Origin of the sequence: Microbacterium sp. SCN 69-37 (assembly GCF_001724435.1) — a bacterium.
In the GTDB taxonomy this organism is placed as follows: domain Bacteria; phylum Actinomycetota; class Actinomycetes; order Actinomycetales; family Microbacteriaceae; genus Microbacterium; species Microbacterium laevaniformans.
Genome location: NZ_MEEL01000016.1, coordinates 119,910 through 145,269, shown reverse-complemented (window position 1 = coordinate 145,269; position 25,360 = coordinate 119,910). Strand labels below are relative to the sequence as shown.

Here is a 25,360-nt window from a genome sequence, read left to right as displayed (position 1 = left end):
CCGTGTGACGCCGGGTGAAACCGGGCGGCGCCCGCGCGCCGCTAGTGACCGTTCGGCAGCGCCGGGTGGTGCTCGGCGGCGGGGCGCAGCGGGATGAAGGCGGCGACCGTGAGTGCGATCACCGCCGCGACCAGTCCCAGCCAGAACGACACCTGGAAGGCGGCTGCCGTGGGAACGGTGCGTCCGTCCTGCACGCTCGACATGCTCGCGAGCACGGCGCCGACCACCGCCGCCGCCGAACTCGTCCCGAGTGAGCGGAAGAGGGCGTTCAGGCCGTTCGAGGCGCCCGTCTCGCTCTGGGGGACCGAGCGCATGATGAGCATGGGCATGGCCGCGTAGCCGAAGCCGATCCCCACGCCGATCAGGAGGTTCGCGATGAGGATGTGCCAGACGGCGGACGCGAGAAGGAGGCTGAAGCCGTACGCCGCGATGAGGGCGATCGCGCCCAGGATGAGCAGGCGGCGCGGGCCGACGGTGCTCGCGAGGCGTCCGGAGAACGGGGAGAGCACCATCATCACCAGGCCGGAGGGCATGATCACGAGGCTCGCCGCCAGCAGGGTGAGCCCGAACCCGGTCGGCGCGGGCAGCTCCAGCAGTTGCGGGTAGGAGACGTTGGACGAGAAGAGCGAGAAGCCCATCGCGACCGAGGCGATGTTGGTGAGCAGGACGGGGCGTCGGGCGGCGACCCGCAGGTCCAGCAGAGGCTCCGGGATGCGCAGCTCGTACCATCCCCACACGAGCAGCACCGCCACCCCGCCGACGCCGCAGCCGAGCGTCGCTGCCGACCCCCAGCCCCAGGCGTCGCCGCGCGAGATCGCCAGCAGGATGCCGAGAAGCCCCACCGCCAGCCCGAGCGCACCGACGTAGTCGAAGCGGCCCGCGGTGCGCAGGACGCTCACGGGGACGACGAGAAGGACGAGGACGAACACGACGGCGCCGAGGACCGCGGCCGTCCAGAACAGCGCGTGCCAGTCGGCGTTCTCCGTCACCAGCGCACTGATGGGAAGCCCGAGCGCGCCTCCGACGCCGAGAGTCGCACTGATGAGGGCGATGGCCGGGTCGACCCGGTCTTCGTGGAGCACATCGCGCAGGATGGATATCCCCAGGGGTATCACACCCGTCACCGCGCCCTGTAGGGCGCGGCCGACGATCAGCCAGATCAGTCCGGTCGACACGGCGGCGATCACCGACCCGACCACCAGCGTCGCCAACAGCACCAGGACGATGCGCCGCTTGCCGTACATGTCGCCCAGGCGTCCGGCGATGGGCGTGATGACGGCGGCCGCGAGCAGCGTCGCGGTGACCACCCATGCCGTGTCGTCCCGGTTCGCGTGCAGCAGATCGGGCAGGCGCGTCTGAATGGGAACGACGAGCGTGAACATGAATGACGACGCGAGCCCGGCCAGCGCCAGTACGGCGACGATCGCGCCCTGCGGCGGCATCCGGGTCAATCGTCGTCGGGCATCGTCATCAGCGGGCATCCTTTCAGGCTATCGGCCGCCTGATGCGGTGGCTCCGGCATAGGGTGACGGCATGGCGGACCTCGACAGCCGGACCCTCGACGGGTTTCGCATCCGGCCACTTCGCACGATGGAGCAGATCGCGGCGGCATCCGCCGTGCTCAGCGAGGTGTGGGGCGGTGACCGCACGGGCATGCCGCCGAACCTCCTGCGTGCGCTCGCGCACGTCGGCAATTACGCCGTCGGGCTCTATGCCGTGCCGACGGAGGGTGATCCCTCGGCGGAGCGCATGATCGGCGCGTCGGTCGGCTTCTTCGCCGCCCCCGACGACCGTTCGCTGCACTCGCACATCACCGGCATCGTCGGCGATCATCGCGGGCGGGGACTCGGACGGCTGCTGAAGCAGCACCAGCGCGAGTGGGCTCTGGCGCGCGGCGTCCACCGGATCACGTGGACGTTCGACCCGCTCGTCGCCCGCAACGCCTCCTTCAACCTTCGTGTGCTCGGCGCGCGGGTGGGGGAGTACTACGTGGATCACTACGGCGCGATGGACGACGGCGTGAACCGCGGTGACGAGAGCGACCGCATCTTCGCCGTCTGGGACCTGGATGCGCCCGCCGCCCCGCCGCCCGAGCGCGACATCGTCACCACCGTGGAGGTTCCCGCCGACATCGAACGGCTCCGCCGAGATGCCCCGGGCGAAGCGCTGGACTGGCGGTACCGCGTGCGGGAGGCGTTCCTCGGGCTCACCGAGGATGGCTTCGCGGTGGCCGGGTCCGACGAGCGCGGCTACCTCTTCGTTCGCTCCGGGGTGGCGTCGTGAGCGGGGGCGGCGCCGTTGCCGACGATTGGACTCCCCACCGTCGCGACGACGGCGAGCGGTTGGGGTGGATCCGCCCCGACGGCGACGCGTGGACGGCGATCGACGTGCTGGGGCGGGTGGTCGCGGCATCCGTCGAGTGGCTGGATGCCGAGGAGGCGCTCGAGCAGCGCGGCCTCGCTTTCCTTGCCGAGCCTTGGATGCTCGAGCGCGGCCAGGGCACGCCGGTGCGGGTCCGGCTCGTCGAGGTGACGCCGGCGCGGATCGTCGTGAAGGTCGACGACTACGGCGACATGAGCAGGCCGTACGAGGGCATCGTGCTGCCGTGGCCCCTGCCGCCGCAGCTGCGACCGCCCCGGCCGGGCGACCCGGACGGGTTCACCCTGTCGCGCTGAGGCCGCCCTTGCGGGAGACATTGTGCACAATTCAATTGTGTGCAATGCTTCCCTCATGCCCGCTCCCGCCACGCTCGACGAGTTCGTCTGCTTCGCGATGTACACCGCCTCGCATGCCACGACGCAGGCCTACCGCGAGCTGCTCAAGCCGTGGAAGCTGACGTATCCGCAGTACCTGGCGATGGTCGTTCTCGCCACGGGCGAGCGCACCGTCAGCGGCCTCGGCGAGGAGCTCGCACTGGACTCCGGCACCCTGTCGCCCCTGCTGCGGCGGCTCGAGGACCGCGGGCTGGTCTCGCGCCGGCGGGATGCCGCCGACGAGCGCGTGGTGCGGGTCGCTCTCACCGCCGCCGGTCGTGACGTGCACGCCGAGGTCGTCGCCGCGGCCGGCTGCCTCGTCCCGGCATTCGTCGACAGCGGCCGCAGCCTCGGCGACCTGCTCGACCAGCTCGCCGCCATCACCGCCAACATGCGCGCGCTCGCCGCCGACCGGCGCACGGCCGCCTGAGCGTCGGTCGACGCACGTCGCTGCGGCCCCTCCCACCTCCACGAAAGGAACACCCATGGAAACCCTCTACACCGCCGAAGCCCTCGCCACCGGTGGCGGCCGAAACGGACACGTCCGCACGACCGACGGCATCCTCGACTTCGACGTGCGCGTCCCCAAGGAGATGGGCGGTGCCGGTGAGGCGCCCAACCCCGAGCTGCTCTTCGCCGCCGGTTACGCGGCATGTTTCCACAGCGCGCTGCAGAGCGTCGCCCGCGCGCAGAAGGTGAGCATCGAGGGCTCGAGCGTCGGCTCCCGGGTCGGCATCGGCCCGAACGGCCAGGGGGGCTTCCAGCTGGCGGTCGAGCTCGAGGTCAACATCCCCGACGTCGACCTCGCCGTGGCTCAGCAGCTCGCTGACGCGGCGCACCAGGTGTGCCCGTACTCGAACGCCACGCGCGGCAACATCGAGGTCAACGTCACCGTCGTCGACGACTGATTTCGCGAACCTGCGTCATATCGCACGGCATCCGTCATCTCTTGAGTGAAGACCTTGAGAGGACGGATGCCGTGCGCATTTTCATCACCGCCATCACCGAAGCCCTGCTGCCGCGGCCACCGCGTCGCAGCACCTATGTCGCCCCGCGCTTCGCCCTGCTGCGAGCGCCCCGCTGAGCACGCCCGGCGGCTCGCGCCGTCCGGGTGCCCGCGGGGCGCGCGGCGTAGCCTGAGCGCATGCCGATCGCCCGCCCCGCCGCACCCGTGCGCCTCGACGCGATCGAGCTTCGCGTGCTCCATCTGCCGCTCGTCTCGCCGTTCACGACCTCCTTCGGCACCGAAACCGTGCGGGAGGTCATCGTGGTGCGCGTTCGCACCGCCGACGGCGACGGGTGGGGAGAGATCGTCACCCAGCAGTCCCCCCTCTACTCCAGCGAATACACGCAGGGCGCGTGGGATGTCGCCCAGCGCTTCCTCGCGCCCGCGCTTCTGGATGCCGCGGCGCACGCTCTCGCGCCCGAAGAGGTAGCGGGCGTGCTCGAGCCGTTCGTCGGGCACCGCATGGTGAAGGCCGGCCTGGAGCTCGCCGTCCTCGACGCCGCCCTCCGCGCGGAGGGCTGCGCGTTGCGGGAGTACCTCGGCGCCACGGTCGACCGCGTGCCGAGCGGGGTGTCGGTCGGCATCCAACGCGACCCGTCGGCCCTCGTCGACGCCGTCGCCGGCTACGTGGACCAGGGCTACGTGCGCATCAAGATCAAGATCAAGCCCGGGCGCGACGTCGCCGACACCGCCGCGGTGCGTGACGCGTTCGGGGCGATTCCCCTGCAGGTCGACGCGAACTCCGCCTACACGCTCGCGGACGCCGACACCCTCGCCGAGCTGGACCGCTTCGACCTCCTGCTGATCGAGCAGCCCCTGCAGGAGGACGACATCGTCGACCATGCCGCGCTCGCCGCGCGTCTTCGCACGCCCATCTGCCTCGACGAGTCGATCGTGTCGGCCAAGGCGGCGCGCGACGCGCTCGCCCTGCGCGCCGCCGCCATCATCAACATCAAGGCGGGCCGCGTCGGCGGCTACCTCGAGGCCGTGCGTGTGCACGATCTGTGTCGCGAGGCGGGGGTGCCTGTCTGGTGCGGAGGGATGCTGGAGACCGGCATCGGCCGCGCGGCCAACGCGGCGCTGGCCGCGCTCCCCGGATTCACGCTGCCCGGCGACGTCTCGGCATCCGACCGCTTCTACGCCCGCGACATCGTGCGCGAGCCGATCGTGTTGGAAGACGGGCACGTCCGCGTGCCGACCGCGCCCGGCATCGGCGTCGAGATCGATCCCGTCGCGCTCGAAGACGCGACCGTCGCTCGGGTCGAGCTGCGCCGCTGACCGGGCGGGAGGCTTGCCCGGTCGTTGAGCGACGAGCGCAGCGAGGAGTCGAAACGCGTCAGCTCTCGGTCGTGACCGGCGGCTCTTCGCGCAGCCCCTGGGCCATGCCGCGGCCGGTCGCCTGCCCCTGGATGACCTGCCGCAGGTCGATGCCGGTCGCCGCCTGGATCGCGTCGAAGCTGGCCCGCATGCTCGAGGCCGATTCGGCGGCCATGTGACTGGACGCCCCCTCGCCGCCGAGCACCGTGATCGAGCCGACCTTGTCGAAGCCGCGTGCGAACTCGGTCATCATCGGCACGAGGGCCTCGAGCGCGCGCTGGGCGAGCAGCGCCTCCTGGTTCTTCGACAGGGCCTCGGCTTCCGCCTCGATCGCCGACGCGCGGGCTTCTCCGACGAGGCGCACCGCGTCGGCCTCGGCCTGGGCGCGAAGCCGGGTGGCCTCCGCCTCCTGCGCTGCGATCTGCGCGCGCGCCTCGGCGGCCTTGACCTCGCCGTACGCGGCGGCGTCCGCCGCGCGCTGGCGCTCGTAGAGGGAGGCGTCGGCGACCTTCTTGATGTCGGCATCCAGTTGGGCCTGCTTGTTCTCGGCTCCCTGCAGCAGCACGGCCTGCTCACGCTCGGCACGCGCGAGCGCTTCGGCCTGCTCGGCCTCGGCGCGGGCGCGACCGACTTCGGCCGCCGCGGCGGCGGAGTTCTTGTCGAACGCGGTCTGCTCGACGAGGTTCGCCTCGTCGGTCGCGATCTGTCGGGCGCGAACCTCGCGGGCGGCGTTGATACGGGCGACCTCGGCCTCTCGGCGCACGCGCTCGACCTCGGTCGCGCCGAGGGCGTCGATGTAGCCGTTTTTGTCGGTGACGCCCTGGATCTGGAACGAGTCGAGGATGAGTCCCTGGGCGAGCAGGTCGCTCTTGATGCCCTCGGCGATCTGGTCGGACAGCTTCTGCCGATCCTTCATCAGCTGCTCGACGGTCAGGGTCGCGACGACGCCGCGCAGGGCGCCTTCGAGCTGCTCGGTCGTGAACTGCTCGATCGCGCCGTCCTGGGAGAGGAAGCGCTCCGCTGCGCGGCGGACGAACTCGGGGTCGGAGCCGATCTTGACCAGTGCGACGCCCGAGACGTTGACCGTCACACCGTTGGAGGCCTGTGCCGTCGGCTCCATCTTGATCTGGCGGGCGCGCAGCGAGATCATCTCGGCGCGCTGCGTGAGCGGGTTGACGAGGGCGCCGCCGCCGGTGATCACCGAGATGCGCGACGACTCGCCGCTGGCGTTCTTCTGGCTCTTGCCGACCACCACGAGCGCCTGGTCGGCCTTGGCGACCTTGTACCACGCGCGCACCATGATCAGCAGGAAAACCAGGAGGATGATCGCGGCGACGACGGCGATGCCGACGATCACCAGCGCGCCCCCAGCGGCAAGAATCTCCACGTTACGAACCCACTTCCTGTGTATTGCCGATGTCCTTCGACCGTATCGAACGATGCCGCCGGATGCCGAGGATTCGGCGGATCTCGGGATAACCCCCTCGGTGTGCCGGACACGCGCCCCCTACGCTGGTGGCATGACCACTCCGCCGTACCCGCAACCCGCCGTCCCCTCCGGCCCTCAGCCCATGAGTCCCTCGGATGAGAAGCTGTGGGCGACCCTGGTCCACGTCGGCGGCATCTTCTACTTCCTGCCGTCGCTGATCGGCTACCTCGTGCTGAAGGACCGCGGCCCGTTCGTGCGGGCGCACACGGCCGCCGCGCTGAACTTCCAGCTCACGATGCTGATCGCGTCCCTCGTCGGCACGGTGCTCTCCATCATCGGCATCGGGCTGCTCATCCTGCTCGCCGTGTACGTGGTGAACATCGTCTTCTCGATCATCGCCGCCGTGAAGGCGAACAAGGGGGAGTGGTACACCTACCCCCTTTCGATCTCGTTCGTCAGCTGACGGCGGTCTGCGCGCAGGCCCGCGGGCTCATGATCGTCGGCTTGATGGACGCGCCCCTGTGGCTGGGGATGACGGTCTTCTGCGTCGGCTTCGTCGGCTTGTCGTGCCTCCCGAGCCCGGGTTCGTCCCCGCCGACGCTCGGGAGATCAACGTACAGGCGCAGACGCTGCAGTCCTTCGAGGCGTTCGTCGGCGAGCGGCGCCAGCGGATCGAGGTGACCGATCTCGGCCTGCCGAGCATCCTGTGGACGGTCCTCTGGGTCGGCGCGCTGCTGAACGCGATCCTGCTGTCGCTCATCCAGGTGCGAAATCTCCGCATCCACCTCATCATGGCGGGGCTCATCGCCGTCTTCGTGGCGCTGCTGCTCTACGCCATCGCCGGATTCGACCGTCCCTACTCAGGGCCCATCTCCGTCACGCCGACGTACTACCAGTCGCTGCTGGACGGCCTGTTCCAGCGCGTTCCCTGACGGTCCTTACCACGCGCAGGGCTCCGCCGGCGAGGGCGGCCCCTGTCGCTCCCGGCGGGGCTATCGTTTTCCGAGTGACCTCGACCGACTCGCTCCCCGCCGGCACGTTCTCGATGAGGAGCCCGTATGGGCGAAGGGCCGCGGCACTGTCGGTCGCCGCCGCGGTGGGCGGGTTCCTGTTCGGCTTCGACTCCTCGGTCATCAACGGAGCGGTCTCCTCGATTGAGTCCACGTACACGAAGGACGCCCTGCTCACCGGGTTCGTCGTCGCCGTCGCCCTGCTCGGCTGCGCGCTCGGGGCGATCATCGCCGGAGCCCTCTCCGATCGCTGGGGCCGGCTGCGCGTCATGCTCCTCGGCTCCGCCATGTTCCTCGCGAGCTCGATCGGCTCGGCGCTGACCTTCAGCGTTCCCGACCTCATCGTCTGGCGCGTCCTGGGCGGCATCGGCATCGGCATCGCGTCGGTCGTCGCTCCCGCCTACATCGCCGAGGTCGCACCGCGTCAGGTGCGCGGCAGTCTCGCCTCTCTGCAGCAGCTCGCGATCACGATCGGCATCTTCACCGCATTGCTCAGCAACGCGGTGCTCGCCGGTGCCGCCGGCAGCGCCGACAACGTGCTGTGGTGGGGCCTCGAAGCGTGGCGGTGGATGTTCCTCATCGGCGTCGCGCCGGCCGCCGTCTACGGCATCCTGGCGCTGACGATGCCGGAGTCTCCGCGTTTCCTGCTCGCCAAGGGGCGCAACGACGAGGCGCGGGCGATCTTCGAGCGTCTCGTCCCGGCCGCCGACCTCGACATGACCATGAACGAGCTGATCAGCAGCATCGAGGATGACCGCAAGAACCGCAGCGCGTCCCTGCGCGGCACCGCGCTGGGCCTCCAGCCCGTCGTCTGGATCGGCATCCTGCTGTCGGCATTCCAGCAGCTCGTCGGCATCAACGTCATCTTCTACTACTCGACGACGCTGTGGCGTGCGGTCGGATTCGATGAGAGCAACTCGCTGCTCATCAGCGTCTTCACGTCCGTGACGAACGTGCTGGTGACCCTCGTCGCGATCTTCCTCGTGGACCGCGTGGGACGCAAGCCGATCCTGATGACCGGTTCGCTGGTGATGACCCTGTCGCTGGGCACGATGACGGTGGCCTTCGCGTTCGCGCAGACCGTGGACGGCGAGGTCACCCTGCCCGGTGCGTGGGGTCCGATCGCGCTCGTGGCCGCCAACCTGTTCGTCGTCGGGTTCGGCGCCTCGTGGGGCCCCATCGTGTGGGTGCTCCTCGGCGAGATCTTCCCCAGCCGCATCCGCGGCAAAGCGCTCGGGGTCGCGGCGAGCGCCCAGTGGATCGCGAACTTCCTCGTGTCGTGGACCTTCCCCCAGCTCTCGGCGTTCTCGCTCCCGTTCACCTACGGCATGTATGCGCTCTTCGCCGCGCTGTCGTTCGTCTTCGTGCTGTGGAAGATCCCCGAGACGAAGGGCATGGCGCTCGAGCAGAGTGAGACCCTCTTCGTTCGCAAGCCGAAGGCTGCCGCGCGGGCCCGCTAACTCCGCCCGTCCGCTCACCCGGTGACGGTGCGCAGCGTCCGCTCGGCGACCCCCACGCTCACCCGCTGCCCCCAGGAGAGAACCAGTCGGTCGTCCTCCATACCGTCGCCGAAGGCGACGAGCCGGTCGGACTCGACCCGAAGAGTGAGCTCGCCGTTGTCGAGCCTGCCCGCGAAAAGATCGGCACCGGTGCTCGGCGACGGCCACGCTTCGCGGACGAACCAGGCGAGCGCGCTCTCGGTGGGAGTCGGAAGGGGAAGCCGTGGCGCCTGGATGCGGGCGATCGAGGCGCACCACCCGGTCGACCCCGTCCCCGTGCTGACGATGACGCCCGACGACGACTGCCGTTCGCTGCGGCCGTCGACCTCCAGCGTGTAGCGGGCGGACTGGTGGCCGGGCTGGCCGATCATCACCTCGTTGAGAGCCGTGAGCGACTGACCGTCGTCGGTGCGCACCTGCACCATGACGCGTTCGCAGACGGCGGCCGTTCCCTCGGATGCCGCGACGGCGAGAGCCACGCCGGCCGACGGTGTGTGGGGCACGAGCACGCCGGGATTGACGCCGGGGAGGGGGTCGATGCCGATGACGGGTTGGACGCCGAGGTATTTGGCGGCATTGGCGACGAGCCCGTCCTGCCCGACGACGAGGACGACGTCGTCGGGCTCGAAGACGAAGCGCGACAGCTCGCTGCGCTCCACCATGGCCCGCCGCCAGTCCAGGGGAAGCCCGGCGGAGACCTCGGCGAGGGCGGCGCGGGTGCGCTCGTGCCGCTTCTCCACGGCGGCGAGGCTCTGGCCCCGCTGATCGAGGAAGAAGGCGACCTGGCCGCGGGTGCCGTGCCGGGCGAGCAGCTCGGTGAGCTCGCTCGCCCGGTGCACGATGACGGCTCGAGGGGTGGTCATCTCAGTGTCCCGTCGGTGTCGCGGTCTGCGCGGCGGCCCGGCCGCCGAGGCGTCCCACGAGGTCGGTGAGCAGGTCGGGCGTGACGGTCAGGTGGTCGATGCTGGGCAGGTTGCCCGCCAGCTCGCGCATCGCCAGGGCGGTCAGTACCTCGACGGGCACGTCGCGCAGTGCCGCCATTCGGGCCTGCTCGGCCGCGCCGGCCGCCTCGCCGAGCGCACGGTCGGCGTCGGCCCGGGCCTGTGCGTTCGTGCGGATGCGCTCGGCCTCGGCATCCACGGCGATCGCGGCAGCGGCGGCCGCCTGCTCCGCCTCGATGCGGGAGTTGCGTCCCCGCGCTTGGACGAGCTCCTCCTGCCGGCGCGCGAGCTCGACCTGGTTGGACAGCTCGTTCTCGCCGATCGCGGCCTCGCGCTCGACCGCGAGGGCGCGGCGGGCGAAGGTGGCCTTGTCGGCATCCTGCTGGATCGCTTCGCGGGCGGGGGTCTGCAGGGCACGCTCGACGTCGGGCTCGGCGCGCAGCAATGAGAACCGCACCCCGACGATGGCGATGCCGAGGTCGGTCAGGCGCGCGTCGGCGGCGAGCATGGCGGTCGCGGCGGCGCCGAGTTCGGCGAGGTCGGCGCGCAGCGCGTTGTCGAGGGTACGCGGCTGCAGCAGGTGCACGACGGCGGCGGTCGTCGCACCGTGCAGGGGAGCGGCGATCGCGTCGAGCGGCTGCTCCGTCCACGTGCCGGTCACCAGATCGATGGAGAAGTCGATGCGGCGGGCGGCGAGTTCGGGATCGGTGATCCGATACGTCGCCGTGACCGGCGCCGACAGCTGCTGCAGGTCGGCGGTGCGCAGGCTCACGACGACCGACAGCTCGCGGTCGTCGAGCGGCACCTCGCTGATCGCGGCATCCAGCGGGCGGAACCAGAACGCCTGGCCGGCGCCGGTGTGACGGATGCCGCCGCGGCGGAAGTGGGTGACGTGCATGGTCGGTGTCGTGCTCAGGTGGCGGACGAACGGGCGGTGGGTGATGGTGGCCATGATGTCCTCTTTCTCTCGTTAATGTCATTTTGACGATAACCCCTCGTGGTAGTTATCGTCAAGATGACGATTTGAGGTAGTCTGAGCGCGTGGACCCCTTCTCCTTCGCGGTCGCGGCCGACCTCGTCGTGCTGACCATCCGCGACCGCGCGCTCCATGTCCTCCTCGTAGAGCGCGGCATCGCGCCGGCGGCGGGGATGTGGGCGTTGCCGGGCGGGTTCGTGCTGTCCGACGAGGATGCCGAGACCGCCGCATACCGGGAGCTCGCCGAGGAGACCGGGGTGACCAGCGGCGTGCACCTCGAGCAGGTGCGCACGTACAGTGCGCCGGATCGCGATCCGCGCGGACGCGTCGTGACGGTCGCCTGGTTGGCCCTGGCGCCCGATCTGGGCGAACCTGCGGCGGGATCGGATGCCCGCTCTGCTCGCTGGTGGCCGGTCGCGGATGTCGAGGGCGGCGTGCTGCCGCTGGCGTTCGACCACGTCGCGATCTTCGCCGACGCCCTCGAGCGGGCGCGTGCGAAGCTCGAGTACTCCGCGCTCGCGATGGCTTTCTGTCCGCCCGAGTTCACGATCGCGCAGCTGCGCGCGGTCTACGAAGCGGTCTGGGGAGTGCCCGTCGACCCGCGCAACTTCCACCGCAAGATCACCGGAGCTCCCGGCTTCGTCGATCCCACCGGCGGCATGGCCCGCGACGGTGGGCGCCCCGCGCAGCTGTTCCGCCGCGGCCCCGTGGGCCAGCTGCAACCGCCGTTCACCCGTCCCGAGCGCTGAGCGGCCGGGCCGCCGCACGGCCCGTCAACAGATTCGGAGGATGTGAACGGATGCGGATGCCGGCGCGCGCGGCATCCGATTCTGTTGACCTGATCCGAATCCACGACGCGGAAGACGACGCGGCCGACGCCGCCCGCGCCGCGCGCCTCAGGCGTCGAGCGGGCGGCGCGCGACGAGCAGCATGTGCGTGTCGGGCCAGTCCAGCGGCTCGTCGTCGAGCCCAAGAAGGGATGCCGCGGGCGCGAACCGGTTCTCCACGAGCCAGTCGTTGCGCCAGGGCCTCGAGCGCTCGTCGATCTCGAGCCCCACCGATGCGACCAGCTCTCGCCAGTCGGCCCACGACAGGGCGCAGAACTGCTCGTGCATCTCCGACAGCCAGTTGCGGGTGTACGAGACGGTCTCGAGGAACTCCATGGCATCCGCCAGACGCAGCTCGATCGTCCGCTCGTCGCGCACCTCGTACTCCCACGCGGCGCCGCTGAGCGCGCGGAAATCGTGCGCGAACTGCGCGACCCGGCTGCCGACGGGCACGGCGTCGAGGGATGCCGCGACCTCGTCGTTGCATCCCGTCAGCTCGCGCGCGGGCGTCGTGACGTCACCGCCCCGCATCCGCAGCCGCACGATGCGATCGGGATCGGCCGGCCCGCAGACATCGGAGTTGATCCACACGCCACCGGGCACGGTATGGTCGGCGATCGCCGACGCGAAGGCCCGCAGCGACGGCATCCCCTCGCCGTAGGAGTAGATCTCGTGCGTCAGCGCGAAGCTGAGCGTCGTGGCGACGCTGCGATCCGGGAACAGGCGCCCGGCCAGGATGTTGCGCCGGTAGAAGAACGTGTTCGGGTTCGCGAACGCGCCCTCGGACTTCTTGTGCTCGCAGGCCGCGAACAGTTCGGGGGCGATCTCCACGCCGATCAGGTCAGACTCGGCCAGGGCCGGCTCCTGCGATGCCAGCTCGAGCATCGCCCCCGTCGCGCAACCCAAGTCGACGATGCGGCCGGGCACGATCCAGGGGCGCGCCTGGGCCCACTTGCGCTCCGCGGCATCCTCGAACGCGCGGCTATAGGTGCGGTAGTCGCGCGTCTGGGTGAGCCCGCCCTCGTCGCCGATGACGGGGTCGGCCGCGATCTCGCGCGCCTGCGCCGCCAGGCCGTAACGGTCGACGATGTCGAGGCTCGCCGGGTGCGCGTCTGCGCGCCAGCCATCCGAGCCGGCCATCAGATCGTCCAGCAGCTGCCAGGGCGTGCGCGGCGCGTCGGAATGGTCGCGCTCCATCGGCGCGATGCGATACCCCAGGCCGCGGTACATGTCGGCGACCTGCGGCGTCGAGGTGGCGATGATCGCCGTCTCGGGCGCGGGGATCACCCCTTGTGCGGTCGCATACCAGATCTCCTTGAGGGTGATCTCGGCGAACCGGGGCGTCGGCGCGATGTCCACGACGGGCACGACGATCGACGGCATCCGCTCGACGTGCGCGAGGATCTCGATCGCCGCCTCCCGCCGATGTCCCGGGAACGGGTTGCGCCGCGTCGCGGAGTGGTTCGCGCTCGTGACCGCCCAGACGACGACCGCGTCGGCGGCGACCGCGATCGGCTCGCCCGCCTCGTCGCGAGCGGCACCGGCGAGCAGTTCGCCGAGGTAAGTGGCCTGGAACCGCGTCAGCAGGTGGTGGCGCCCCGGGATGATGATGTGCTGGATCTCTGGCCGAGGTGCGCTCACCCGTCCCACGTTAGTCACGGGCCGGCCGGGAAGCCGCAGCGGCGGAAGACTAGACTCGACGGATGCCGGAACTGTCGGCATCCACACCCTTTTCGCATTCGCGACACGACCATTTGGAGCCACCTGTGGCCGAGCAGTCCCGCCTCGACAAAGTCATCGCCCTCGCCCGTCACCGGGGTTTCGTCTTCCAGGCCGGGGAGATCTACGGCGGATCGCGGTCGGCCTGGGACTACGGCCCCCTCGGCACGGAGCTGAAGGAGAACATCCGTTGCCAGTGGTGGCAGACGTTCGTGCGCGGACGCGCCGACATGGTCGGCCTCGACTCGAGCATCATCCTGCCCAAGCGCGTCTGGGAGGCCTCCGGCCACGTTGCGACCTTCACCGACCCCCTCGTCGAATGCCTGCACTGCCACAAGCGCTTCCGCGCCGACAACCTCATCGAGGACTTCGAGGCGCGCAAGGGCCGCCCGGCGGAGAACGGCCTCGCCGACATCCCCTGCCCCAATTGCGGCACCAAGGGCCAGTACACCGAGCCGAAGGCGTTCTCCGGTCTGGTGAAGACCTACCTCGGCGTCGTCGACGACGAGTCGGGCCTGTACTTCCTGCGCCCCGAGACGGCGCAGGGCATCTTCGTGAACTTCTCGAACGTGCTCACCGCCTCGCGCCGCAAGCCCCCGTTCGGTGTGGGCCAGGTCGGCAAGGCCTTCCGCAACGAGATCACCCCCGGCAACTTCATCTTCCGCACCCGCGAGTTCGAGCAGATGGAGATCGAGTACTTCACACCGCCCGCCGAGGCGCAGGAGTGGTTCGAGCACTGGGTGGAGGCGTGCTGGAACTGGTTCGTCGACCTGGGCGTCGACCCGGCGAACATGAAGCGGTTCGACGTTCCCGAGGAGGACCGCGCGCACTACTCCGCCGGCACGATCGACGTGGAGTACCGCTTCGGCTTCCCCGGCAAGGAGTGGGGCGAGCTGATGGGTGTCGCCAACCGCACCGACTACGACCTGAAGAGCCACTCCGACGCATCGGGACAGTCGCTCACCTTCTTCGACCAGGCCTCGGGTGAGAAGTACACGCCCTTCGTCATCGAGCCGTCTTTCGGCCTCACCCGCGCCATGATGGCCTTCCTCGTCGACGCATACCGCGAGGAGGAGGTGTCCAACGCCAAGGGCGGCACCGACACCCGTACGGTGCTGGCGCTGGACCCGCGCCTTGCGCCCGTCAAGGTGGCCGTGCTGCCACTGTCGCGCAACGAGCGCCTGTCGCCGCTGGCACGCGAGGTCGCCGACGATCTGCGGGCACAGGGGTGGAACGTCGACTTCGACGACGCCGGCGCCATCGGACGCCGCTACCGCCGTCAGGACGAGATCGGCACCCCGTTCTGCGTCACGATCGACTTCGACTCGCTCGATGACCACGCCGTGACCGTGCGCGACCGCGACACGATGGCGCAGGAGCGCATCGCGCTCGACGCGCTCGTGGGCTACCTCGGCTCGCGCCTGCGGGGCGCCTGAGCCTCGGCATCCGTCGATCCGGCGTCCGCGCCGCCGCCGCGTCGCCGCCGCTCCGGTCCGGTCCGCGAGACACCGGCACCGCACCGAGATGCGCGTTGTGCACCGGTGTTTCGGTGCGCCGCGCGTGTCTCGCGGCCAGGGGCACGCGGCCGAGCGCGAGAGAACGGCTACCGTGGAGGCATGGCATCCGGCGCATCCGAGTCCACCCTCAGTATCCGCGACCTCGACACGCTCGACGAGATCTTCGCCGCCCACCGGGTGATCGTGGAGATCTGGGGTGGGCGCGACCCCATGCCCGCGCCGCTCATGCGCGCGTTGCAGTACTCGGGCAACTACGTGGTCGGCCTGTACGACGGCGACCGCATCGTCGGGGCCTCCGTCGCGTTCTTCTCCCCGCCGGAGCAGCACGCCATGCACTCCCACGTCACGGGCGTGCTGCCGGAGTACCAGCGTCGCGGGTTCGGACGCCTGCTCAAGCAGCAGCAGCGCCAGTGGGCGATCGCCCGCGACATCGGGACCGTCACCTGGACCTTCGACCCGCTCGTGCGCCGCAACGCCCACTTCAACGCCAAGACGATCGGCGTGCGTTTCGTGGAGTACCTCGTCGACCAGTACGGCTCGGCCTACGACGGCGCCGAGCTCGACCAGAACGGCCAGGGTGTCGACAGCGACCGCCTGCTGGTCGCGTGGGCGCTCGCGTCGGCTCCGGTGCGTGAGCCGGATGCCGCGGATGTCGTCGCGACCGTCCAGATCCCCCAGGACATCGAGTCTCTGCGCCGCACCGATGCGGCCGAGGCGGCGGCGTGGCGTCTGCGCGTGCGCGAGGAGATGCTCTCGCACTACGGTCGCGGGCTCGTCATCGGCGGTTTCGACGACGAGCGCGGCTACCTGTTCGTGCAGGGCTGAGCCCGCGGGCTCGGGGCGTTTCGACTCGCTGCGCTCGCTCAACGACCGGGGGTGCCGCCGCGGTTCGACGCGCTGCAATCGCTCAACGACCGGGGCGTGCGCAACTCCCGGTCGTTGAGCGACGAGGGTAGCGAGGAGTCGAAACGCGCCTCGCCGGCCGTCAGCCCTTCGCCGCGGCCTTCGCTGCCTTCTTGAACTCGCGCACCTTGGCGAGCGACTCGGGTGAGACGATGTCGGCAACGGAGCGGAACGACCCGTCGTCGCCGTATGCGCCCGCGGCCTCGCGCCACCCGGCGCCGGTGAAGCCGTACTGCTTGCCGAGCAGGGCGAGGAAGATCTTGGCCTTCTGCTCGCCGAAGCCGGGGAGGGCCTTCAACCGCTTCAGCACGGTCGCACCGTCGGGGTCGCCCTCGGTCCACAGGGCCGCAGCATCCCCGCCCCAGTCCTCCTCGAGCGTGCGGCAAAGGGTCTGCACGCGACCGGCCATCGAACCGGGGTAGCGGTGCACCGCCGGCGACTGCTGGAAGGCGGCGACGAGGGCGTCGGGGTCGTAGCCGGCGATGGTCGCGGCATCCACGGCGCCGATGCGCTCCTGGATCTTCAACGGACCACTGAACGCCGTCTCCATGGCGACCTGCTGGTCGAGGAGCATGCCGATCAGCAGCGCCAGCGGGTTGTCGGTGAGCAGGGTGTCGGCGGCCGGGTCGTCGGTGATGTGCAGCGTCATCCTTCGAGTGTGTCACCCGCCCCGGCGATGGTGGTTGACTGGCACGTGTGAGTGGGCGCACGGCATCCTGGCGGGGACTGGTCGTGACCCTGCTGGTCGGGGTGCCGGTGCTCCTGGTCTGGCCGCAGGCCCTGGGCCTGCAGCGGATGCCGCTCGTCGCTCAGGCCGTCGACGGTGCCGACGTGGCTCGCGTCGCCGATCGACCACGTGCTGGTGGGATCGTCGTGGCGTGTGCTCGGTTTCCAGGTGATCACCGACATCCGCCCGGGCAGCGATCACCGCGCCGTCGTCGCGGTCCTGGGCCGTCGCTGAGCGCATCGCGGGCGCCGACGAGCGCGTGACAGCGCCGTGACAGCGGCATCCTGCTCGTGACAGCGGCGCGACAGTTCCCCGGGCGCACAGTGGATGCCATGACCACTTCCACCTCACCATCCACCCTCGCGGTGCGCGCGGAGGGCCTCGTGAAGGTCTTCGGCGACAACCGCGCTGTCGACGGCGTCGACCTGGCCGTCGAAGCCGGCACGGTCTACGGCGTGCTCGGACCCAATGGGGCTGGCAAGACCACCACCATCAACATGCTGGCGACGCTGATGCGGCCCGACGGCGGCCGCGCCGAGATCTTCGGCCACGACGTGATGCGCGAGTCGAACGTCGTGCGTCAGCTCATCGGCGTCACGGGGCAGTTCGCCTCGGTCGATGAGACGCTGTCGGCGACCGAGAACCTCATGATCTTCGGCCGGCTCCTGGGTCTGTCGCGCAGCGAAGCCAAAGCCAAGTCCGAGGACCTGCTCGAGCGCTTCTCGTTGACGGATGCCGCGCGGCGGCCGCTGAAGAAGTTCTCCGGCGGCATGCGGCGCCGGCTCGATCTCGCGGCATCCCTCCTGGCCCAGCCTCCGCTGATCTTCCTCGACGAGCCCACGACGGGCCTGGACCCGCGCACGCGCGGGCAGATGTGGGACACGATCCGCGAGCTCGTCGCGACCGGTTCCACCGTTGTGCTCACCACGCAGTACCTCGACGAGGCCGACCAGCTCGCCGACCGCATCGCCGTGATCGACCACGGCCGGGTGGTCGCCGAAGGCACGGCCGACGATCTGAAGGCCTCCGTGGGCACCTCGTCGCTGGTCCTGCGGGTGTCCGATCCCGCCGACGCCGATGACACCCTGCGCGCGATCGGCCAGGTGCTCGGGGTGCGCGGCACCCTCTCGCCCGAAGCGGCGCGCATCACCGCACCCATGACCGACCCCGACCGCGTCACCGACCTGCTCATCACGCTGCGCGAGGCCGGCATCCACCTCACCGAGATGAGCGTGCAGAAGCCGACGCTCGACGAGGTGTTCCTGACCATCACGGGTCGACCGGCGGATGCCGCGGCCACCGACTCCGCGTCCGGCGACGCCCCCACCGCCATCACGGAGGTTCGCGCATGACCACCATCGCCCCCACCACGCTGACACCCATCACTCCGGCATCCGAGCGCCGGCTCTCCAACCGCACGAGCCTGCGCCAGAGCGTCGAGAACACCCTGACCATGGCCTACCGCGGGTTGGTGAAGATCCGTCGCACGCCCGAGCAGCTCGTCGACGTGACGGTGCAGCCGATCATCTTCACGCTGATGTTCGCCTACATCTTCGGCGGCGCGATCGCCGGCAACGTCGAGAGCTACCTGCCGGCGCTGATCCCCGGCATCCTGGTTCAGACCGTCATCACCACCTCGGTCGTGACCGGCACGCAGCTGCGCGAAGACATGGACAAGGGCGTGTTCGATCGGTTCCGCTCGCTCCCGATCGCCCGGATCGCGCCGCTGTCGGGCGCGCTGCTGGCCGATACCCTCCGCTATGCGATCGCGACGACCATCACGTTCGTGGTCGGCTTCCTCATGGGCTACCACCCTGCCGGGGGCCTCGGCTCGGTCGTTGCGGCAGGACTGCTCGTCATCGCCTGCTCGTGGGCGATCAGCTGGATCTTCGCGTTCTTCGGCGTGATCGCCCGCACCGCCTCCAGCGTGCAGGGCATCTCGATGCTCATCCTCTTCCCGCTGACGTTCCTGTCGAACGCGTACGTCCCGATCGACTCTCTGCCGGCCCCGCTCGCGTGGTTCGCGAGCATCAACCCGATCTCGCACCTGGTCACCGCCGTGCGCGACCTCGCGAACTCCGGGGTCATCGCCGGCGACTTCTGGGCGTCGCTGCTGGGCGCCGCCGTCATCGTCGTCGTCTTCGCACCGCTCACGGTGCGCGCCTACATGCGAAAGGCCTGACGCCCGTCCAGACGTTCGACCAGTGCTCACCGCATCGCGCACGGGCAGGGCGATCGGGTCGCTGAGGTCGGCGCGCCCGCGCAGCCGGTCGGCTTCCGCGAGTGCCGCCGCCGCGTCGGGGAGGCGATCTGCCGCCAGGAACCATCGGGCGAAGGCGACCGCGACATCCGACATGATCGGCTGATCGCCCGTGCGGACGGCGACCGGTGCCGCGCGGCGCAGGGCGTCCGCGGCCGCTGCTGCGTCGCCGGTCAGCAGCAGCGCCAGGGCGCGCTTGCTCTCCTGCCACGCCGCGACCTGTGCAGGAAATCCCGCCAGCGCCTGCTGCTGTTCGAGGCTGCCCGCGCGCTCCAGCTCCCGCAGCGCCGCAGCCCCGTCGCCGCGCACCAGCTCGAGCGCGGCCGCCGTCGCGGCGGCCTGCGCGACGGCACGCTCCGAGCCGTCGGCCTGAGCGCGGGCGAGCATCTCATCGACGCGCTCGCGGGCTTCGGTGTCGCGACCGAGCCGGAGCAGCAGCGAGACCGAGAGCGCCTGTTGCTGCAGCAGATCGCTGACGGAGGTCAGACCCACGAGAGCCTGCGTCGACTCGTCGGCGATGCGCAGCGACTCTTCCAGTCGTCCCTGCAGCATGAGCCACTCCGACTGCATCTGGCTGGCCAGGGCCGTGCCCCACGCGTCGCCGAGCCGCCGGAACGCGTCCAGCGCGCGACCGCTCGCCTCGCCGAGCGTATCGATGTCGCCGTTGTTCTGCGCGGTGGCCGCGTTCATGACCGCCGCGAACGCCCGGCTCCATACGGGACCGTCCGAAAGCTCGCTCTCATCCAGCCGCAGGTACGTCGACCACGGTTCGTCTCCACGCCGCTCCTGGCGGGCCCGCAGAGCTCCGCGGAGGACGACGGGCAGGATTGCCGCCAGCTCCGAATCGTGATCCCGCGCCGCGTCGGCGATGCGCGCGACGCTCTGCGCGGACAGGTGCGCGGTCGTGGGGTCGAGCATGGTGCGCATGAGCATCGCCATGGCCGCCACCACGACGTCGGCTTCGCTGGCGAGAGCGTCCGCGGGGGCCGCGGTCGCGTTCAGCACGGACGTCAGCACGTCGAACCGCTCACGCAGCTGCCAGATCCACAGCTGCGCCCGTGCCAGGCGCACCTCCAGCTCGCCGCGGCCGGCGCAGAAGCGGGTCGCGGCGGCGAGGTTCTCCTCGTTGGCGTCGAACCAAGCGATCGCCGGGCGTGCCGTCGCCGTCCGCAGGGCGCGGTCCTGCGCGAGCGCGAGCTGCGCCATCACGGTCGCCTGAAGCTCGCGGGCGATCTCCAGCCGGCCCGATCGGTGGAGCGCGTCCAGTCCGTACTCGCGCACCGTCTCGAGCAGCCGGTAGCGGCCGCGTGAGCGTTGCACGAGCGAACGGTCGACCAGGTCGTCGATCGCCGTCTCGCGGAGGCCGAACGCTGCCGTGACCTCCCGGAGGTCGCCGGCGGAGATGCCGTCGGGAAAGACGGCCAAAGCGAGCAGTGCATCGCGTTCCGGTTCGTCGAGCAGGCTCCAGCTCCAGTCGATGACGGCGCGCAGCGTCTGATGACGCGGCTCCGCCGTGCGAGGTCCTCGGTCCAGGAGCGCGAATCGATCCGCGAGGCCATCCTCGATCTCGGCGATCGACAGCACCCGCGCCTTCGCTCCGGCCAGCTCGAGCGCTAGCGGCAGCCCGTCCAGGCGGCGTGCGATGCGGGCGACGGCCGCCCTCTCACCGGCGTCCGGCGCGTACCCGCGAGCGGCGCGGATGCGTGCGGACAGCAAGGTCACGGCATCCGCCTCCGGCAGCGAACCCACGTTGACGAACGCCTCGGCGGGGACCCCCAGCGGCTCACGGCTCGTGACCAGCAGCCGCAGGGCCGGCGCCACGCGCAGCGCCTCGGCCGCCACCTGGGCGGCATCGGCCACGACGTGCTCGGCGTTGTCGAGCACGAGCAGCAGAGGCCGGCCGGCGAGGGCGGCGAGGGCGCGCTCGCGGGAGCCCTGGGCCTGGCCGACGGTGCCGTCGGACAGGCGGACGCCCCGTCCGAGAGCGGTGGCGACGGCATCCCAGACTCCGCCGGCATCGGCCGGTGCCAGCTCGACGAACACCGCGGGCGAGTGACGGCGGGCGATCTCCAGCGCGAGGGTCGTCTTTCCCGCACCGCCCGGGCCGATCAGGGTGAGCAGCCGCTCATCGGTCAGCTGGGCCTCGGCGAGGGCGATCTCGTCGGCCCGTCCGATCAGCGGCGTCAGCGCCGCCGGAATGCGCTCGCCACCCACGGCGCCCGCCCCGACCGGCGCGTGGTCACCGCCGGCGAGACGCTCGGCGTGCGCCCGGTCTTCGAGCAGATCGCGCCGCGCCCAGTCGAAGTCATCCGGAACCCACGGGTCGGCCGTCCAGAGGCCGAGCGCATCGCGCGCCAGCGCAGCCGCCCGTGCCGGGTCGTCCGCGCGGCGAGCCGCCGCCACGAGATCCTGGAAGCGGGTCAGGTCGATCTCATCCCGGCCGAGCGTGAGGCGATAGCCGCCGGACACCGCCTCGATCGCCTCAGAGCCGAGGGCGCGGCGCAGTCGAGAGACGAGGGACTGCACGGCTGCGCGCGGATCATCCGGCGCATCGACGGGCCACAGGTCGTCCGACAGTGCGCGCACGGACACCGCCGCGCCGGCGTCGACCGCGAGACGGAACAGCAGGCTCTCCTGCCCCCGACCGCGCGCCGGGAGAGCCCCGGCATCCCACGCCGGTCCGCCGAAGTAGGTGAGCCGCACGGCTCCACTCTAGGTGCGAGGCGCCACGCCTCTTCCGGCGCATGTCCGTGGTCCGGTGAAAGGATGGGGGCGTGTCCGACAAGCCTGCAGCCGACCTCGCCGACCGTGCCCGCACCACCCGGGTCGTCGTTATCGGCGGGGGGATCGCGGGTCTGGTCGCCGCCTGGGAGTGCGCCCGCATCGGCATGCCCGTCACGCTCCTCGAACAGGCGCCGCGGCTCGGCGGCTGGATCGAGACGGATGAGCTGGACGGCATCACCGTCGATCTGGCTCCCGAAGCCTTCTCGCTCTCGGCGCCCGCGCTCGCCGGGCTCCTCGATGAGCTGGGACTGCGCGCCGAGGTCGAACCGGCGCGCGACGGCTCGGTGGGTGTGGCGCTGGCCACTCCCGGCGGCCCCCGCGTGGTCACGCTGCCACCGAACCGCGCCGGGATCCCGGCCAACGTCTGGGCCGAGCCCGTGCGCCGGCTCATCGGCGGGCGCGGAGTCTGGCGCGCCTACCTCGATCGCCTGCGGCCGCCGCTGACCATCGGTCGCGAGCGGAGCCTGGGCGCGCTCGTGCGCTCGCGCATGGGAGCGCACGTCCGCGACCGGCTGGTCGCTCCGCTCACGCTGGGCACGTGGGCTGTCGACCCCGACAGGATCGATGTGGACCTGGCCGTCCCCGGCCTGAGCGCCGCGTTGACCCGCGCGGGATCGCTCGCCGGTGCCGTCGGCCAACTGCTGCCGGACGACGATGCCGAGGCGAGACGCCCGCGGCGAGCACGGCTCCGCGGGGGGCTCACGCAGCTCGTCACCGCCCTCACCGAGCGGCTGCTGCTGCTTGACGCCGACCTGCGCGTGAACGTCCGGGCGGACAGCCTGACGCAGACGCCGGACGGCTGGCTCGTCCATCTCGCGCCCGCCGACCCCGCTGAGCCAACAGGCCCGGCTGAGCCGACCGACCCGGCTGCCGCGGGAGAACCCGCCCAGCCGCTGCCCGCGGATATCGTGGTGCTGGCCGCCGGCGCGGCGACCTCCGCCGCGCTCGTGCGCGATCACGGCATCGTCCTCGAGGCTGCGCCCCTGCCCGTGCGCGACGTCGTGACCCTCGTGATGGATGCCGGGACCGCCGCCTTCGACGCTCCCGCGACGATCTATCCCGTGCCGGGGGCGATGGCGGCGGCATCCGTCATCGACGTCGGCTCCGCGTGGGCGGGCGTGCGTGCCGACGCCGGGCCCGGTCGGCGGGTGCTTCGGCTGACCTTCGATGCGGCACCGGCGGACGATGCCACGGACCTCATCGCACGCGCTGCCGCCGACGCTGCGCAGTTGTGGCCCGGAATCGGAGGCGTTCGCGCGGCCGCGCAACGGCGTGCGACGCTCGCACCGCCGGCATCCGTCCTCGGTCACGCCCCGCGCACCGCCGCGACCCGTGCGGCGATCGGTCGCCGGCACGGTCTCATCGCGGTCGGCGAGGACCTCGCCGGCGGGGGCGTATCCGCCATCGTCGCCGACACCCTCGCCGAGGTGGAACGCGTCCGTCACGAGGTGCTGTGGGGCTCCTTCTAGCACACGGCCCTCTTCAGGGACAGCCCCGTGACCGGAGGATGCCGGAATCGGAATATTGCGACTACCCTGGAGTCACGAAGCACTCCCGGCACGGACGTGAGGAGACGCCATGAAGGGCAAGATCGGAATCGTCGTGGGACTCGCCGCGGGTTACGTGCTCGGGTCGCGCGCCGGCCGCGAGCGCTACGAGCAGATCAAGGCGGGATACCTCAAGATCTGGAACACCGCCCCGGTGCAGAAGCAGGTCGCCGCCGTCAAGGACCTCGGCAAGAGCGCCGCCCTCGCTCTGCCGAGCGCCCTGTGGGACGGAGCGGTCAAGGTCACCCGTGCGGCGAGCCGCAACGGCACTCCGGGGCAGAAGCTCGACTCCGCGATCCGCGCGGGCCGGGCCTCGGCCGACGAGGTCACCCGCGGAGCGGAGAAGACGGCCGCAGAAGTGAAGAAGGCCGCCGACAAGGCCGTCGCGGACGCGAAGGCCGCGGCCAAGAAGGCAGCGGACGACTGACATGGCGACGCCTCGGGGATTCCGTGACCGCGCCGATGACAGCCTGCTGACTCTCGTCGGCGAGGTGCCGGAGCTCGTCCGCAACCTGGTGGTCGCCGAGATCGACTCGGCCAAGACGTGGGCCAAGAAGGCGGGCAAGGATGCCGGCATGGGCGGTGTCTGGTTCATCGTCGCTCTGTTCTTCCTCTTCTGGTCGCTGCCGGCGTTGGCCGCTTTCGCCATCATCGGCCTGTCGTCGTGGATGCCGGCGTGGCTCGCCAGCCTCATCGTCGTCGTCATCGCGCTCGTCGGAGCCGCCGTGTTCGCGTGGCTGGGGCTCCTGCGTTTCAAGCATCTGAGTCGTTCGACCAACCCCGTCGACGCCGTGAAGGTCGACGCGCGCATCGTGAAGGACGTGGCCGATGAGTTCTGACCAGCTGATTCCGCGCACCGCCGTCGCCCTCGGCATCACCGATCCGGTGGAGAGCGCCCGTGCGGAGCTGAAGGCCGCCCTGGCGGCGATCGAGGTCAAGGCGAACGTGCCCAAGCGGGTCGCGCAGGCCACCGATCGCGGGGTCGCCGACGCGCGTCGCTTCGCGCGGCGCAATCCCACGCAGGCCTCGCTCGCCGTGCTCGGTGCGGCTGCCCTCGTGGGACTGGCCGTCTGGGGAATCGTCCGCGCCTACACGCGCTGAGTCCCCCGTGGGGCGCGCCCGCGCGCGTTCTGACCCGCGCCGCGGGCGCTGTCAACCCCGTGTTCGAGCTATGCGTCGCCCGGGGTATGCTCGTGTCTCAGGCAGCGGCAATGGTGCGCAAGCTGCCGGCAACGACGACCCGAGCCGCGCAGCCATCGCGTTCGCGCGTGCACGAGCGCCGTTGCCGGATGCGCGAAACCGTGCGTCCCGACTGAGCATCACGAAAGTCGAGCATGATTCCTGATCCGCACGCCGCCAAGCCCCTCAAGGGGTGGCGTGTGCTCGTTCCGCGCGGGGGGCCCTGGGGTGACTCCGTGGCGGCGACGCTGCGGGCGCAGGGTGCTGTGCCGGTCATCGCTCCCCTCATCAACTTCGCGCCCTCGACCGATCAGGCAACGCTCGAGCAGGCGCTCGCCGATCTCGCCGCCGGCGCCTTCGACTGGGTGACCCTCACCAGCGCCACCACGGTCGACGTCCTCTACGCCTACCGCGCCGTCATCCCCGCTTCCACTCGCGTCGCCGCGGTGGGCGAGACGACGGCCGCGGCGCTCGCCGCGGTCGGCTATCGCGTCGACCTCGTCCCCGACGAGGACAACTCGGCGGCCGGGATGGCCTCGCAGCTGATCGAGCTCGAGCCCGCGCCGCGGCGCATCCTGACGCTGCGCAGCGAGATCGCCAAGCCGGTGCTCACGCGCCGCCTCACCGAGGCGGGGCACGACGTGCGCAGCGTGGTCGCCTACCGCACGGTGGGTGTGCCGGTCACCGAGCGGATCGCCCACGACGTCGCGAGCGGCCGTATCAACGCGATCCTCGTCACCAGCGGCTCGGTCGCCGAACAGGTACGGCTGCAGTTCCCGGAGATCCCCGACGCCACCGTGATCGCCGCCATCGGACCGCGCACCGCGAAGGACGCCCGCAAGGTGGGTCTCGGTGTGAGCGCGGTGGCGCGGGAGCAGACCGTCGAGGGGCTCATCACCGCGGTGTCGAACTTCCCCCTGCCGCACGCCAAGGACGAGTTCCACCTCTGACGCGCGGTCCGCGCGC

General features: G+C 70.9%; 26 protein-coding genes and 1 pseudogene. 20 read left to right on the top strand and 7 right to left on the bottom strand.

Going from position 1 to position 25,360, the window contains the following annotated elements; translation table 11 throughout:
* Positions 1–41: 41 nt before the first annotated feature.
* On the bottom strand, positions 42–1,442 hold the full coding sequence (locus tag ABS64_RS02040; protein WP_061683514.1) for an MFS transporter: 1,401 nt from the start codon (positions 1,440–1,442) through the stop codon (positions 42–44).
* Between the two features lie 91 nt (positions 1,443–1,533).
* Here ABS64_RS02040 and ABS64_RS02035 point away from each other — a divergent pair, with 91 nt between their 5' ends.
* From ABS64_RS02035 to menC, 5 genes are all read left to right on the top strand, one after another.
* A complete protein-coding gene (locus tag ABS64_RS02035; protein WP_292680423.1) occupies positions 1,534–2,283 on the top strand; it encodes a GNAT family N-acetyltransferase in 750 nt (249 codons plus the stop codon).
* Positions 2,280–2,675, top strand: a complete 396-nt coding sequence (locus tag ABS64_RS02030; RefSeq protein WP_292680422.1) for a hypothetical protein — start codon at positions 2,280–2,282, stop codon at positions 2,673–2,675. Before ABS64_RS02035 ends, ABS64_RS02030 begins: the two co-directional genes overlap by 4 nt.
* Before the next feature lie 55 nt (positions 2,676–2,730).
* Positions 2,731–3,183 carry a MarR family transcriptional regulator gene (locus ABS64_RS02025; protein WP_292680420.1) on the top strand — a complete coding sequence of 151 codons (453 nt, stop codon included), beginning with the start codon at positions 2,731–2,733 and terminating at the stop codon, positions 3,181–3,183.
* A gap of 55 nt (positions 3,184–3,238) precedes the next feature.
* Entirely contained in the window at positions 3,239–3,661 is a 423-nt protein-coding gene (locus tag ABS64_RS02020; protein WP_005047915.1) for an organic hydroperoxide resistance protein, read from the top strand.
* Positions 3,662–3,897: 236 nt separating this feature from the next.
* Positions 3,898–5,037: an o-succinylbenzoate synthase gene (gene menC, locus ABS64_RS02015; RefSeq protein WP_292680418.1), complete on the top strand. Its 1,140-nt coding sequence runs from the start codon at positions 3,898–3,900 to the stop codon at positions 5,035–5,037.
* A 58-nt stretch (positions 5,038–5,095) separates the two neighbouring features.
* Here menC and ABS64_RS02010 read toward each other — a convergent pair whose 3' ends face one another.
* A complete protein-coding gene (locus ABS64_RS02010; RefSeq protein WP_292680416.1) occupies positions 5,096–6,463 on the bottom strand; it encodes a flotillin family protein in 1,368 nt (455 codons plus the stop codon).
* A 133-nt stretch (positions 6,464–6,596) separates the two neighbouring features.
* Here ABS64_RS02010 and ABS64_RS02005 point away from each other — a divergent pair, with 133 nt between their 5' ends.
* The 3 genes from ABS64_RS02005 (at position 6,597) to ABS64_RS01995 (ending at position 8,975) form a co-directional block, all read left to right on the top strand.
* Entirely contained in the window at positions 6,597–6,968 is a 372-nt protein-coding gene (locus ABS64_RS02005) for a DUF4870 domain-containing protein (RefSeq protein ID WP_036321246.1), read from the top strand.
* Positions 6,969–7,071: 103 nt separating this feature from the next.
* Positions 7,072–7,437, top strand: coding sequence for a hypothetical protein (locus ABS64_RS02000; RefSeq protein ID WP_292680412.1), 366 nt, complete (start codon positions 7,072–7,074; stop codon positions 7,435–7,437).
* Positions 7,438–7,511: 74 nt separating this feature from the next.
* Positions 7,512–8,975, top strand: coding sequence for a sugar porter family MFS transporter (locus ABS64_RS01995; protein ID WP_292680410.1), 1,464 nt, complete (start codon positions 7,512–7,514; stop codon positions 8,973–8,975).
* A 14-nt stretch (positions 8,976–8,989) separates the two neighbouring features.
* Here the strand turns inward: ABS64_RS01995 and ABS64_RS01990 are convergent, their stop codons facing one another.
* Complete coding sequence (locus ABS64_RS01990) at positions 8,990–9,877, bottom strand: hypothetical protein (RefSeq protein ID WP_292680408.1); 888 nt, start codon at positions 9,875–9,877, stop codon at positions 8,990–8,992.
* Position 9,878: 1 nt separating this feature from the next.
* Positions 9,879–10,907 carry an SPFH domain-containing protein gene (locus ABS64_RS01985; protein WP_292680407.1) on the bottom strand — a complete coding sequence of 343 codons (1,029 nt, stop codon included), beginning with the start codon at positions 10,905–10,907 and terminating at the stop codon, positions 9,879–9,881.
* A gap of 89 nt (positions 10,908–10,996) precedes the next feature.
* On the opposite strand from ABS64_RS01985, the gene ABS64_RS01980 reads away from it, so the two are divergent.
* Positions 10,997–11,680 carry an NUDIX domain-containing protein gene (locus ABS64_RS01980; RefSeq protein WP_016464094.1) on the top strand — a complete coding sequence of 228 codons (684 nt, stop codon included), beginning with the start codon at positions 10,997–10,999 and terminating at the stop codon, positions 11,678–11,680.
* Positions 11,681–11,827: 147 nt separating this feature from the next.
* On the opposite strand, the gene ABS64_RS01975 is transcribed toward ABS64_RS01980, so the two are convergent.
* Positions 11,828–13,399 carry a class I SAM-dependent methyltransferase gene (locus tag ABS64_RS01975; protein WP_292680406.1) on the bottom strand — a complete coding sequence of 524 codons (1,572 nt, stop codon included), beginning with the start codon at positions 13,397–13,399 and terminating at the stop codon, positions 11,828–11,830.
* Positions 13,400–13,524: 125 nt separating this feature from the next.
* Here ABS64_RS01975 and ABS64_RS01970 point away from each other — a divergent pair, with 125 nt between their 5' ends.
* Positions 13,525–14,913, top strand: coding sequence for a glycine--tRNA ligase (locus ABS64_RS01970; RefSeq protein WP_292680404.1), 1,389 nt, complete (start codon positions 13,525–13,527; stop codon positions 14,911–14,913).
* 105 nt (positions 14,914–15,018) lie between these two features.
* The gene (locus ABS64_RS01965) at positions 15,019–15,819 is read left to right on the top strand and encodes a GNAT family N-acetyltransferase (RefSeq protein WP_292680403.1); all 801 of its coding nucleotides are present in this window, start codon (positions 15,019–15,021) and stop codon (positions 15,817–15,819) included.
* A gap of 160 nt (positions 15,820–15,979) precedes the next feature.
* Here ABS64_RS01965 and ABS64_RS01960 read toward each other — a convergent pair whose 3' ends face one another.
* Positions 15,980–16,546: an HhH-GPD-type base excision DNA repair protein gene (locus tag ABS64_RS01960; RefSeq protein ID WP_292680402.1), complete on the bottom strand. Its 567-nt coding sequence runs from the start codon at positions 16,544–16,546 to the stop codon at positions 15,980–15,982.
* Between the two features lie 174 nt (positions 16,547–16,720).
* Between ABS64_RS01960 and ABS64_RS01955 the strand changes: the two genes are divergently transcribed.
* The 4 genes from ABS64_RS01955 (at position 16,721) to ABS64_RS01940 (ending at position 20,195) form a co-directional block, all read left to right on the top strand.
* Positions 16,721–16,858 (top strand): hypothetical protein, encoded by a 138-nt coding sequence (locus ABS64_RS01955; protein ID WP_292680400.1) that lies wholly within the window; start codon positions 16,721–16,723, stop codon positions 16,856–16,858.
* 98 nt (positions 16,859–16,956) lie between these two features.
* Complete coding sequence (locus ABS64_RS01950) at positions 16,957–17,976, top strand: ATP-binding cassette domain-containing protein (RefSeq protein WP_292680398.1); 1,020 nt, start codon at positions 16,957–16,959, stop codon at positions 17,974–17,976.
* Entirely contained in the window at positions 17,973–18,806 is an 834-nt protein-coding gene (locus tag ABS64_RS01945; protein WP_016464101.1) for an ABC transporter permease, read from the top strand. Before ABS64_RS01950 ends, ABS64_RS01945 begins: the two co-directional genes overlap by 4 nt.
* A 534-nt stretch (positions 18,807–19,340) precedes the next feature.
* Positions 19,341–20,195: a hypothetical protein gene (locus ABS64_RS01940; RefSeq protein ID WP_292680396.1), complete on the top strand. Its 855-nt coding sequence runs from the start codon at positions 19,341–19,343 to the stop codon at positions 20,193–20,195.
* Positions 20,196–20,789: 594 nt separating this feature from the next.
* Here ABS64_RS01940 and ABS64_RS01935 read toward each other — a convergent pair.
* Positions 20,790–21,098: pseudogene (locus ABS64_RS01935) on the bottom strand (transcriptional regulator); the annotation flags it as partial.
* 560 nt (positions 21,099–21,658) lie between these two features.
* Here ABS64_RS01935 and ABS64_RS01930 point away from each other — a divergent pair.
* The 5 genes from ABS64_RS01930 (at position 21,659) to ABS64_RS01910 (ending at position 25,344) form a co-directional block, all read left to right on the top strand.
* Positions 21,659–23,137 carry an FAD-dependent oxidoreductase gene (locus tag ABS64_RS01930; protein ID WP_292680394.1) on the top strand — a complete coding sequence of 493 codons (1,479 nt, stop codon included), beginning with the start codon at positions 21,659–21,661 and terminating at the stop codon, positions 23,135–23,137.
* Positions 23,138–23,246: 109 nt separating this feature from the next.
* A complete protein-coding gene (locus ABS64_RS01925) occupies positions 23,247–23,642 on the top strand; it encodes a hypothetical protein (protein ID WP_036285681.1) in 396 nt (131 codons plus the stop codon).
* Between the two features lies 1 nt (position 23,643).
* Positions 23,644–24,054, top strand: coding sequence for a phage holin family protein (locus ABS64_RS01920; protein ID WP_005047881.1), 411 nt, complete (start codon positions 23,644–23,646; stop codon positions 24,052–24,054).
* Positions 24,044–24,316, top strand: a complete 273-nt coding sequence (locus ABS64_RS01915; protein ID WP_005047879.1) for a hypothetical protein — start codon at positions 24,044–24,046, stop codon at positions 24,314–24,316. Before ABS64_RS01920 ends, ABS64_RS01915 begins: the two co-directional genes overlap by 11 nt.
* Before the next feature lie 233 nt (positions 24,317–24,549).
* Positions 24,550–25,344, top strand: coding sequence for a uroporphyrinogen-III synthase (locus tag ABS64_RS01910; protein ID WP_005047876.1), 795 nt, complete (start codon positions 24,550–24,552; stop codon positions 25,342–25,344).
* Positions 25,345–25,360: the final 16 nt, after the last annotated feature.